Source organism: uncultured Streptococcus sp. (genome assembly GCF_938036805.1).
Taxonomy (GTDB): domain Bacteria; phylum Bacillota; class Bacilli; order Lactobacillales; family Streptococcaceae; genus Streptococcus.
In genome coordinates this window covers 1-12,800 of sequence record NZ_CALHWC010000101.1, presented here as the reverse complement: position 1 = coordinate 12,800, position 12,800 = coordinate 1, and the positions used below count along the sequence as shown (strand labels likewise).

8 protein-coding genes are annotated in these 12,800 nt (G+C 45.1%); all 8 read left to right on the top strand.

The genetic code is table 11. The features are described from left to right. The coding region (gene tuf / locus Q0191_RS04015) for an elongation factor Tu (protein WP_297664055.1) at nt 1-956 on the top strand (956 nt) is incomplete at its 5' end. A 139-nt stretch (nt 957-1,095) separates the two neighbouring features. Continuing rightward, nucleotides 1,096-4,383 carry an ATP-dependent nuclease subunit B gene (gene rexB, locus Q0191_RS04010; RefSeq protein WP_297664054.1) on the top strand — a complete coding sequence of 1,096 codons (3,288 nt, stop codon included), beginning with the start codon at nt 1,096-1,098 and terminating at the stop codon, nt 4,381-4,383. Then, on the top strand, nt 4,380-8,051 hold the full coding sequence (addA, locus tag Q0191_RS04005; RefSeq protein ID WP_297664052.1) for a helicase-exonuclease AddAB subunit AddA: 3,672 nt from the start codon (nt 4,380-4,382) through the stop codon (nt 8,049-8,051). The genes rexB and addA overlap by 4 nt, the downstream gene beginning before the upstream one ends. Before the next feature lie 140 nt (nt 8,052-8,191). Next, nucleotides 8,192-9,190, top strand: coding sequence for a glycosyltransferase family 4 protein (locus Q0191_RS04000; protein ID WP_297664049.1), 999 nt, complete (start codon nt 8,192-8,194; stop codon nt 9,188-9,190). Between the two features lies 1 nt (nt 9,191). Beyond that, nucleotides 9,192-10,505 carry a glycosyltransferase family 4 protein gene (locus Q0191_RS03995; RefSeq protein WP_297664047.1) on the top strand — a complete coding sequence of 438 codons (1,314 nt, stop codon included), beginning with the start codon at nt 9,192-9,194 and terminating at the stop codon, nt 10,503-10,505. A 36-nt stretch (nt 10,506-10,541) separates the two neighbouring features. Beyond that, nucleotides 10,542-10,907, top strand: a complete 366-nt coding sequence (locus tag Q0191_RS03990; protein WP_297664045.1) for a hypothetical protein — start codon at nt 10,542-10,544, stop codon at nt 10,905-10,907. Between the two features lie 331 nt (nt 10,908-11,238). Next, nucleotides 11,239-11,595: a hypothetical protein gene (locus tag Q0191_RS03985; RefSeq protein WP_297664057.1), complete on the top strand. Its 357-nt coding sequence runs from the start codon at nt 11,239-11,241 to the stop codon at nt 11,593-11,595. A 91-nt stretch (nt 11,596-11,686) separates the two neighbouring features. After that, a partial coding sequence (locus Q0191_RS03980) for a TGS domain-containing protein (RefSeq protein ID WP_297664043.1) occupies nt 11,687-12,800 on the top strand: 1,114 nt, incomplete at its 3' end.

Below are 12,800 nucleotides of genomic sequence, written 5' to 3'. Positions count from 1 at the left end.
CTCACATCGACGCTCCAGGACACGCGGACTACGTTAAAAACATGATCACTGGTGCCGCTCAAATGGACGGAGCTATCCTTGTAGTAGCTTCAACTGATGGACCAATGCCACAAACTCGTGAGCACATCCTTCTTTCTCGTCAGGTTGGTGTTAAACACCTTATCGTCTTCATGAACAAGATCGACTTGGTTGATGACGAAGAATTGCTTGAATTGGTTGAAATGGAAATCCGTGACCTCTTGTCAGAATATGACTTCCCAGGTGACGATCTTCCAGTTATCCAAGGTTCAGCTCTTAAAGCTCTTGAAGGTGATACTAAGTACGAAGACATCATCATGGAATTGATGAACACTGTTGATGAGTACATCCCAGAACCAGAACGTGATACTGACAAACCTCTTCTTCTTCCAGTCGAAGACGTATTCTCAATCACTGGTCGTGGTACAGTTGCTTCAGGACGTATCGACCGTGGTACTGTTCGTGTTAACGACGAAATCGAAATCGTTGGTATCAAAGAAGAAATCCAAAAAGCAGTTGTTACTGGTGTTGAAATGTTCCGTAAACAGCTTGACGAAGGTCTTGCAGGGGACAACGTAGGTGTACTTCTTCGTGGTATCCAACGTGATGAAATCGAACGTGGTCAAGTTATCGCTAAACCAGGTTCAATCAACCCACACACTAAATTCAAGGGTGAAGTTTACATCCTTACTAAAGAAGAAGGTGGACGTCACACTCCATTCTTCAACAACTACCGTCCACAGTTCTACTTCCGTACAACTGACGTTACAGGTTCAATCGAACTTCCAGCAGGTACTGAAATGGTAATGCCTGGTGATAACGTAACTATCGACGTTGAGTTGATCCACCCAATCGCCGTTGAACAAGGTACTACTTTCTCTATCCGTGAAGGTGGACGTACTGTTGGTTCAGGTATGGTTACTGAAATCGAAGCTTAATTCGATTTCGTTCCCAGATAACAATTATAAAATCAGACACGAAAAGTCTCGCTTCGGCGGGGCTTTTTCTTTTAGAGAAAGCCTTTTTCTCGCAAACATGATATAATGTTTTTATATTTTGTTGTTGAAAAGAGACGGTATGAAATTACTTTATACGGACATCCGCAGTCCTTTGACGGCGCATTTGGCTAAGCAAGCTCAGGACTTGGCAGTGGCCGGCAAGCGGGTCTTTTATATAGCGCCCAACTCGCTTTCTTTTGAAAAGGAGCGAGCAGTTTTGGAGGCATTGGAAAATCAGGCTTCCTTTGCTATTACGGTGACACGTTTTGCTCAGATGGCTCGCTATTTTGTCCTTAATGATGTTCAAGATGGACAGCCTTTGGACGACATTGGCCTAGGTATGCTATTTTACCGAATATTATCGGAAATGGATGATCGAGAACTAAAGGTTTATGGGCGGATTAAAAAGGATGCACAATTTATCCAGCAACTGATAGACCTTTATCATGAGCTTCAGACAGCCCATATGACTTTTGCGGATTTGGGCCATCTAGAAGAGCCAGAGAAGCGCGAGGATTTGCTCAAAATTTTCACGGCCTTTTCGGCTGCTCTTCAGGCGGGAAATTATGATGCGACTTCTAAACTCACAATTTTCGCTCAGCATATTCTAGCTGGTGATTTGGATGGTGAATTGGCTAATCTTGCGTTGGTTATCGACGGATTTACCCGTTTCTCAGCAGAGGAGGAATATCTAGTAGATTTGCTGCATCGCAAGGGAGTGGAGATTGTCATTGGTGTTTATGCCAGTCAAAAAGCCTATCGGACAGCCTTTCGTGAGGGCAATCTTTACCAGGCCAGTGTGGAATTTTTGCTCAAGCTGGCTCAAACCTATCAGGTCAAGCCAGAGTATCTGGCAGATGGTTCGAGTCAGCCTGATGATGCCTTTGGCAAGATTTCCAAGATTTTAGAGAGTCGCTATGATTTTTCTGAAACCCATGTGGAATTGACTGCGGAGGATCGATCTCACATAGAGATTTGGTCGGTGCGCAATCAAAAAGAAGAACTGGAACATGTGGCCAAGTCCATCCGTCAGCGGCTCCATGATGGCGCCCGCTACAAGGATATCCGACTGCTTTTGGGGGATGTGGAGGCCTACCAGCTCCAACTGAAGACCATCTTTGACCAGTATCAGATTCCCTTTTATTTGGGGCGGTCTGAGTCCATGTCCCAGCATCCTTTGGTTCAGTTTTTAGAGTCGTTGGAGCGCTTGAAACGCTATAATTTTCAGACGGAAGATTTACTCAATCTTTTAAAAACCGGCCTGTATGGCGATTTGAGTCATGAGGAGCTGGATAGTTTTGAGCAGTACCTTCGCTTTGCTGAGATTAAAGGGGCAGCCAAACTGGGGAGAGATTTCACCATTAACCGTCAGGAGAAATTTGACCTGAAGCGGCTCAATACCATGCGTCGGAGCCTTATCACGCCTCTGTTAGACTTTTTCAAATCTCGCAGTCAGACAGCGACTGGTCTCTTGGCTAAATTTACTAACTTTATCAAAGAGGTTCGCTTGGATGCCAATCTGACTGGTTTGCTGGAAGGGGCAAGCCAGCAGGAAGTGGAACGGCAGGAGGAAGTCTGGAAGACCTTTTGCCATGTCTTGGAGCAGCTTGCGCAGGTGTTTGATGGTAGCAAGCTCAAGATAGATGATTTTCTAGCTTTGATTCTGTCTGGCATGCTTTTGGCTAAATATCGAATGGTACCAGCGACAGTGGATGTGGTGACCGTTCAATCCTATGATTTGATTGAGCCCATGGCTGCACCTTATGTCTATGCTATCGGGCTGACGCAGGAGCGCTTGCCCAAATTAGCGCAAAATAAAAGTCTGCTCAGTGACGAAGAACGGCAGAGATTAAATCAAGCGACTGGGGACGAGGCTGAGTTGCAGGTAGCCAGCAGTGAAAATCTCAAGAAAAACCGATTTGCAGCGTTATCTTTGCTTAATTCAGCGACAGAGGATTTGGTTCTGTCTGCCCCTGTCTTAATCAATGAAGTAGAGGATGCCATGTCTTCCTATCTGACGGAGCTGGAAATAGCGCCTATTTCCCTACCTATCATCAGCAAGCAACCACAGGCCAGTAGCGACGATATTGGGACTTATCGGGCTTTGTTGGCGCGCGTGATTGACCTTTATCAAGAAGATATTGACCGTGAATGGACGCCGGAGGAACAGACTTTCTGGGCAGTGGCGGTTCGAGTCTTACGCAAGAAGTTGGCAGCTGAGGGAATTTCCATTCCCCAGATCAGCAAGGAATTGAAGACGGAGACTCTCAATTCGGAAACCCTCCAAGCACTTTATCCTTCAGAGCAGCCTTTGAAACTGTCAGCTTCTGCCCTCAATGAATACTTTAAAAACCAGTATGCCTATTTTCTTAAGTATGTCTTGCGGCTGCAGGAGGAGTGGACGATTCAGCCGGATGCGCGCAGTCACGGGATTTTCCTCCACCGAATCTTTGAAAAGGTTATGAAGGAGCACTTGGATCAGGACTTCGACACTCGCTTACAATGGGCTATGGAGGAGACTAGCTGGGAGGCTGAGTTTGAAACTGTCTATGGTGAAAATGGGGAGACCCAGTTTGCCCGCCGTTTGCTATTGGACACAGCTCGAGCTACTGGCCGTATCTTGGCTCAGTCGGATGGTCTGGAGATCATTGGTGAGGAGACTGACTTTGGTCGGGATGATCGGCCTTTCTTACTTTTGGACAATGGCAGAGCTCTTCAAGTTAGCGGCAAGGTGGACCGGATTGATCGTCTGACGGAGACGGGGAGTCTGGGAGTTGTGGATTACAAGTCTGGCGATACCAAATTCAGCTTTGAGAAGTTCTTTAATGGGCTTAACTCTCAGTTGCCGACCTACCTATCAGCTATCCGAGAAATGCCAGAATACCAGGAAGACAAGGGAATTTTCGGCGCTATGTACCTACAGATGACGGAGCCTCTAGCCAGCCTCAAGGAAACCAAGGCACTGGACGAGGCAGTGAAACAAGTCATGAAAAATCAGGTCTATAAGGGACTCTTTCTGGCTGATCAGGCCAAGGACTTGGGCGCTAACTATGAGAAAAGCAAGGTTAATCTGCTGACTAAGGAAGAGTTGGAAGTGATTCTGGCTTATAATGCTTATCTCTATCAGAAAGCAGCAGAAGGCATTTTAGCTGGTCGTTTTGCCATCAATCCTTATACAGAAAATGGACGCAGTATTGCCCCTTACGTGGACCAGTTTAAGGCTATTACAGGCTTTGAAGCTAATCTCTATCTGGGGCAGGCTAGACAGCTGACCAAGTTAGATCTTGAGCAGTACGATAAACGGCCGACAGGCGAGAAGCTGCGTCAAGCCTGGCTAGAAAAAATCAAGGAGGAGTTGGACAAATGAGACGGATTCCCTTTTTAAGCGAGCAGGATATCCTAGTCAAGCAGGCTGAGGAAGCTGCCTCTGACAAGCCACAAAAGCGCACACCAGAGCAGATTCAGGCCATCTACTCCTCTGGTCAGAATATTCTCGTCTCAGCTTCGGCTGGATCTGGTAAGACCTATGTTATGGTTCAGCGGATTATTGACCAGATTCTCCGAGGTGTGGAGGTCAGCCAACTTTTCATCTCCACCTTTACTGTCAAGGCGGCAGGTGAGCTCAAGGAACGGCTGGAGAAGGAGCTGAGTCTGGTACTCAAGGAAACTTCAGATCAGGAACTCCGCCAGCATCTTGCTCAGCAGTTGGCTGAGATTGCCAATGCGGATATTGGCACCATGGACGCTTTTACCCAGAAAGTAGTCAATAAGTACGGCTATTTGCTGGGGCTAGCACCGCATTTTCGGATTTTACAGTCGGCTAGTGAGCAGCTCATTCTGCAAAATGAAGTCTTTGACCAGCTTTTCGATACCTACTATGAGAGTGATCGACAGGAATTATTCAGTCGCTTGGTCAAAAATTTCACTGGCAAGCGCAAGGACATTGCTGGTTTCCGCCAGCAGATTTATAGTATTTATAGTTTTCTCCAGTCTACCAGCAATCCGCGGAAATGGTTGGAGGAAACCTTTCTTCTAGGTTATGAAACCAGTGATTTTGGAGCAGAGCGGGAGCGAATACTATCTGGAGCTAGGCAGTCTTTGCTGGATTTAGAAGATTTTTTCCAGAGCCATCTAGTTCATGAAGGCCAGGCCTTTGCTGGGGCTAAATATCAGGAAAATATTCAGGCGGCCTTAGATATCTTGGCTAAACTGACGGAGCAGACTGGATCTGAGCAGTTGCTAGATTTGATTCAGCGCTTTTTAGAATTGGCTAAGACCTCTAACCATCAGGCTTTTACTGCCCGAGTTGGTAAGAATGCGGACGAACTAAAAAAAGAGCTGGCTCAGACCTATAATGAAGCCCGCAAGCCTTTGATAGAGCGAATTAAAGAGTTGGATGTCCGCCTCTATCATCTGAACTTTATGGAGCAGCATCAGGTGGAAGCTCTTCCCCTACTGGATTTGTTACGCGATTTTGTCCGAGATTTCTCGCGAGCTTATTTGGAGCGCAAAGTAGCGGAAAATGCCTTTGAATTTGCTGATATCAGTCATTTTGCTATTGAAATTTTAGAAAATTATCCAGAAGTGCGGCGTTTTTATCAGGATAAGTACCATGAGGTCATGGTCGATGAGTACCAAGATACCAACCATATTCAGGAGCGAATGCTGGAATTGCTGGCTCGAGGAAATAATCGCTTTATGGTTGGCGATATTAAGCAGTCCATCTATCGATTCCGTCAGGCCGATCCGCAGATTTTTAATGATAAATTTAAACTCTATCAGGCCGATCCTAGTCAGGGCAAGCTGATCATCCTCAAGGAAAATTTCCGCAGTCACATCGAGGTGCTGGAAGCGACCAATGATGTCTTTAAACGACTCATGGACGAGGAAGTCGGCGAGATTGACTACAATGAGCCCCACTACTTGGTGGCGGGAAATCCAGCCAAACGGGAGCCGAATCCAGCCAATCAGGCGGAGTTTTTGATTTATGATGGTAGCGCTGATAGCGAAGAAGAGGAATCTGACCAAGGCCTACCTAGTATTTCAGCTGGTGAAGTAGCTTTGGTAATCAAGGAAATCATCCGCCTTCATAATCAAGAAGGAGTGGATTTCAAGGACATGACCTTGCTGACAGCTTCGCGGACCCGCAATGATCTGATTTTGGCAGAGTTTGACCGGCATCATATTCCGATTGTGCCTGATGATGGCGAGACCAATTACCTCCAGTCGGTAGAGGTTATGGTGATGCTGGATACCTTGCGGACCATTAACAATCCTCTCAATGATTATGCCCTGACCGCTCTCTTAAAGTCGCCAATGTTTGACTTTAATGAGGATGAATTGGCTCGGCTAGCCTTGCAAGCCTCCAGTACCAAGTCTATGGAAAATCTCTACGAAAAGCTGAGGAATGCTCTGGCTGATCAAGGTCTGGAACCTCAGCTCATCCATGGTGAATTGCGTAAGAAACTGCAGCACTTTCAGGAAACGCTTAATGACTGGCGCAGCTATTCCAAGACCCATTCCCTCTATGATTTAATCTGGAAGATTTATCAAGATCGTTTTTACTACGATATGGTAGGGGCTCTGCCCAATGGCGAGCAGCGTCAGGCCAATCTCTATGCCCTGTCCTTGCGAGCCAACGACTATGAAAAGTCGAGTTTCAAGGGGCCATCCCGCTTTATCAGCATGATTGACCGGATTTTGAAAAATGAGCACGATTTGGCCAGTGTCCCTTTGGCTGCACCAAAAAATGCTGTCCAGCTAATGACCATCCATAAGAGTAAGGGTTTAGAGTTTAAATATGTCTTTTTGCTCAATATGGATAAGGCCTTCAATCGTCAGGATAGCAGCTCTGCTATTATCCTCAGCCGACAAAAAGGCATCGGAATCAAATGTGTGGCTGATGTGGATGTTGAGACTCAGGATCCTCATGCGCCCAAGCAGATCCGCATTTCCATGGAGACCCTACCTTATCAGCAGAATGCCGAAGAACTCAAGCTGGCTAGCTTATCTGAGCAGATGCGTCTGCTCTATGTGGCCATGACGCGGGCTGAAACCAAGCTCTATCTGGTCGGCAAGGGAAATCAAGCCAAGCTCCAAGAGCGCAAGTGGGGGACTAGCCAAAATGGCCGCTTATCCAGCAGTCTTCGAAGCCAGCTGACCAATTTTCAGGATTGGCTCTATGCCATCCAGTCTGTGTTTGAGGGGGAAAATCTGGCTTATCAGACCCGCTTTGTGACTGATCAGGAGCTGACAGACGAGCAGATTGGCGTAGTGAAGCAGACTGTTTCCATTCCAGTAGATGATTTGACGGGCAACCGTCAGTCAGAGGATATTAGCCGGGCTCTGGATATCTTGGAGAATGTAGACCGGCTCAACAGTCTTTATCAAGCGGCTATTGAATTGCCTAGTGTCCGCACACCTAGTCAAATCAAGAAGTTCTATGAGCCAGTGATGGAGTCAGAAGGGCTGGACATTATGGATGCGCCTCGAAGCTATCAGCCCCAGCTGACTTTTGACTTGCCTGATTTTGGCAAGAAGAAGCAAATCACAGGAGCCCAAATCGGTTCTGCTGTTCATGAGCTCATGCAGCGGATTCCACTGGATCAGCCTGTCACTAAGACTAGCATTCGCCAAGCCTTGGCCCAGGTTCAGGCAGATGTGGCAGTTAAGAAAGAGATTGATTTGGCTAAGATTGAGGCCTTTTTCGCTACAGAACTGGGTCAGCTAATCCAGCAGCAGGCCAATCATCTCCATCAGGAAGCACCTTTTGCTATGCTCAAGCAGGATCCAGCCAGCGGTCAAAACTTTGTCGTTCGGGGAATCTTGGACGGTTATCTGCTCTTTGATGACCGCATTGTCCTCTTTGACTATAAGACTGACCGCTATCATGAGCCGACAGAGTTGGTGGAGCGCTACCGAGCTCAGCTGGACCTCTATGCCGAAGCCCTCAGTCGTTCCTATGGTCTTAGCCAAGTAGACAAGTATTTGATTCTACTAGGGGGAGCTGAGCTGCAGGTGGTCAAAGTGGACTAGTCTGATTAGAAACTGAATAGAATTCCAGCAAGAAAGGATATTGCTACAGGAAATGCTTGTGGGAAGGTTGAGTGCATTATTTAACTGCCAATCTTCCCTTGGCGTTTCTTTTTTTGCTTCTTTTGGGTATAATAGAAGATATGAAAGTATTACTATATCTAGAAGGAAAGTCTGTTTTAGAAAAATCAGGCATCGGCCGTGCCTTGCAGCATCAAATGCATGCACTGGATCTGGCAGGAATTCCTTATACAACAGATGTTTTAGGAGATTATGATGTCGTGCACATCAACACTTACGGACCTCGTAGTTTGCTTCTTCTTCACGCGGCTAAGCGGAGAGGCAAAAAAGTGATCATGCACGGACATTCGACCAAAGAAGACTTTGAAAATTCTTTTATTGGATCCAATCTTTTTGCGCCTTTATTTGGCAAATATCTAGCGCACATGTATAAAATGGCGGATTTTATCATTACTCCGTCTGAGTATTCAAAAAAATTGATTGAATCCTACGGTGTGACGACGCCCATTATGGCTGTCTCAAACGGCATTGACCTGTCGAAATACAAGAAAGATGAACGCAAGGAAGAAGTCTTTAAAAAATATTTTCGGATTGTAGATGGGCAGAAAGTCGTAATTTGTGCCGGTCTTTATTTCAGACGAAAAGGAATCGAAGACTTTGTCGAAGTAGCTCGCAGAATGCCAGATGTCCGCTTTATCTGGCTGGGTTCTATCAATCTCTGGCTTATTCCGCGCAAGATTCGAGATCTTGTCCTCTTTAATCATCCAGAAAACGTGGAATTTCCAGGTTATTTTAAAGGTGCAGTCTTCCAAGGAGCCATGTCAGGCAGTGACGCTTTCTTTTTCCCGTCTTATGAAGAGACAGAAGGAATTGTGGTTCTAGAAGCATTGGCCAGCGGACAACACGTGGTTCTGCGTGATATTCCTGTTTATAATGGCTGGATTGATGAAGAGTCGGCGGAGCTTTGTCATAATGTAGATGAGTTTGTCGAATCGCTTCGTAAGGTCCTTGACGGAAAAGTGGATAAACGTGAAGCAGGTTATCGTGTTGCGGAGAGTCGCTCTATCGATGACGTCGCACTTCAATTAGTCAAGGCTTACCAAACAGTTTTGGAGATGTGATATGCGGATTGGTCTTTTTACAGATACCTATTTTCCTCAGGTTTCCGGGGTGGCGACGAGCATCCGCACCCTCAAAACCGAGCTAGAAAAACTAGGTCACACAGTCTTTATTTTTACTACGACGGATAAGGATGTCAACCGCTATGAAGATTGGCAGATTATCCGTATACCCAGCGTGCCTTTCTTCGCTTTTAAGGATCGGCGCGTGGCTTATCGTGGCTTTTCCAACGCCTTAGAAATTGCTCGCCAGTACCAGCTGGATATCATCCATACCCAGACAGAGTTTTCGCTGGGGCTTTTAGGAATCTGGATTGCCAAGGAACTGCGGATTCCAGTGGTTCACACCTATCATACCCAATATGAGGACTATGTGCACTATCTTGCCAAGGGAATGGTGATTCGTCCAAGTATGGTTAAGTACATCGTGCGTGGCTTTATGAGCGATTTGGATGGTGTCGTTTGTCCTTCTGAGATTGTCTACGATCTTTTGGTCGGCTACAAGATCAAGGCGGAAAAACGGGTTATTCCAACAGGAATCGACTTGGCCAAATTTGACCGCCCAGAACTCTCACGGGAAGACATCAAGAAACTGCGCTTTAAGCTGGGCATAGCAGAAGACGAAATCATGTTGCTCAGTTTATCAAGAATTTCCTACGAGAAAAATATTCAGGCGATTGTTGAAGCACTGCCAATGGTTCTGGAAGAAAATGCCAAAGTGAAGTTGGTCATTGTCGGAGATGGGCCTTATGCTGAGGACTTGAAAGCCTTGGTAGCCCAGCTTCATATTGAGGATGCTGTCATTTTTACAGGGATGATTGCACCGAGCGATACTGCTCTCTACTATAAGGCAGCAGATTTCTTTATTTCGGCCTCAACCAGTGAGACGCAGGGACTAACCTATCTGGAAAGCTTAGCCAGCGGTACACCCATCATTGCCCATGGCAATCCTTATCTGGACAATGTCATCAGCGATAAAACTTTTGGTACGTTGTATTATGAAAATCGGGATTTAGCAGGGGCTATTTTGGAGGCCATTTTGGCAACACCGGATATGGACGAGAAAAAGCTAGCTGATAAATTATACGAGATTTCCGCCGAGAATTTTGGTCGTCGTATCTATGAATTCTATTTGGATTTGACCATTAGCAAGGATTTTCATAATGATCTCAATCCTGAAGAAACGATGGCCAAACGCTTAGCTAAGACCATTGTCTATTTGCCGGGAAAAATTATGTCATTGCCAGTAGATAGCTCAACTAGGATGATAAAAGCATCTAAGAAGCAGATAAAGAATATTCGGAAATATTGGGAATAAACTTCCTTATAAGACCTAATGAACGGAGGTGCTCTTATGAAAGTTCATAAAAAAGAAATTTTCTTTTTGCTCCCCCTTTTCTTTTTCTATTTTGTCTTTTATATACTGTTACGGTATTTGCCCATGGATTCCATGTTAAGTAAGGGGCTGGTAGTTGGAAATGTTCTCATCTATTCTCCTATGGCAACCTTGTTGGTGTCCCTGCTCTATGCAGCTTTTCATGGATTTTCTTTGCGCTTTTCTTTCTTGGTTGCCCTATTATTTTTCCTGACTATTTTCACCTTTGGGGAGTGGATTCCTCTTTATCATGCCGCTTATTTCCTTTTCTCACTAGCTGGAAATGGCTTGGGACACTTGATTTATCTATTTAGTAGGAAAAATAGCAGAGCTGAAAACCAATAAAAGTTCTTGCAAATTTTTTCAATCGTGCTATAATAATTTTTAGAGACATATCACCTGCAGAAAATCTTTTAGAGAGCGCGTGGAGCTGGAAATCGCGTAGAGGATGCAGTTGGGACTACTCTACTGGCTTTTATGAAAACATAAAACGGTGGCTACGTTAGAGCCAATCAGAGGTGTAGGTCTTTTTGACTTGCATAAATGAAGGTGGAACCACGTTGCGACGTCCTTTCGAGGATGTCGTTTTTTGTATGGAGAATAGTTGCGACAAAGTTAAAATGAATTTAGCCAAGAGCTGAATGAGGTGATAGATTTGAAGAAATATTTATCTTGGATGATGGCTTGTACCTTCCTATTAGTCTATGTCTGGCTAATGAATACGCTCAGTCTATGGGGAACGGAAAATATTGTCGTCTTTTCATTTTTTCTACTCATTCCTCTCTTGCCATTTCTTGCCCCCTTTCTTGGTATCTTAATGTTTTTCAACAACAAGAAACTCATTATAACAGGATATCTTTTAAGTTTGACAGCTGCTATCTATTTGGTCAATGCAATCAAAAGTTATCCGATAAGAATATACATGAGAGGTGAGATGACTCAGGAGGAATATCTGTCTCTTATTCTTTCTTTGGTAGGCTATCTATGTATTTCTACGCTTTTCTTTATTTTTAGAATGAAAAAGCTAAAATGAAATTGATTGTTATCATTCTTTGTTGATAGCTGGTTTCCCAATTCTTCAAAACTCAGTTATAAAAATATGATAAAATTTTAAGGAGAAAACCATGATTAAGATTACTTTCCCAGATGGCGCTGTTCGTGAATTCGAATCTGGCGTTACAACTTTTGAAATTGCCCAATCTATCAGCAATTCCTTGGCTAAAAAAGCTTTAGCTGGTAAATTCAACGGCAAACTCATCGACACAACTCGTGCTATCACTGAAGATGGAAGCATCGAAATCGTGACACCTGATCATGAAGATGCCCTTCCAATCTTGCGTCACTCAGCTGCTCACTTGTTCGCCCAAGCAGCTCGTCGTCTTTTCCCAGATATTCACTTGGGGGTTGGTCCAGCTATCGAAGATGGTTTCTACTACGATACGGACAACACAGCTGGTCAAATCTCTAACGAAGATCTTCCTCGTATCGAAGAAGAAATGAAGAAGATCGTCAAAGAAAACTTCCCATCTATTCGTGAGGAAGTAACCAAAGACGAGGCCCGTGAAATCTTCAAAAACGACCCTTACAAGTTAGAATTGATCGAGGAACACTCAGAAGACGAGGGTGGTTTGACCATCTACCGTCAGGGTGAATACGTGGATCTCTGCCGTGGACCTCACGTTCCATCAACAGGCCGTATCCAAATCTTCCACCTTCTCCATGTAGCTGGTGCCTACTGGCGTGGAAATAGCGACAATGCCATGATGCAACGGATCTACGGTACAGCTTGGTTTGACAAGAAAGACTTGAAAAACTACCTTCACATGCGTGAAGAAGCTAAAGAACGTGACCACCGTAAACTTGGTAAAGAGCTTGACCTCTTCATGATTTCACAAGAAGTCGGACAAGGACTTCCATTCTGGTTGCCAAACGGTGCGACTATCCGTCGTGAGTTGGAGCGCTACATTGTCGACAAGGAATTGGCTTCTGGCTACCAACACGTTTACACTCCACCACTTGCTTCTGTGGAGCTTTACAAGACTTCTGGTCACTGGGATCATTACCAAGAAGACATGTTCCCAACCATGGACATGGGTGACGGTGAGGAATTTGTCCTTCGTCCAATGAACTGCCCACACCACATCCAAGTCTACAAACACCATGTTCACTCATATCGTGAATTACCAATCCGTATCGCTGAAATCGGTATGATGCACCGTTACGAAAAATCTGGTGCCC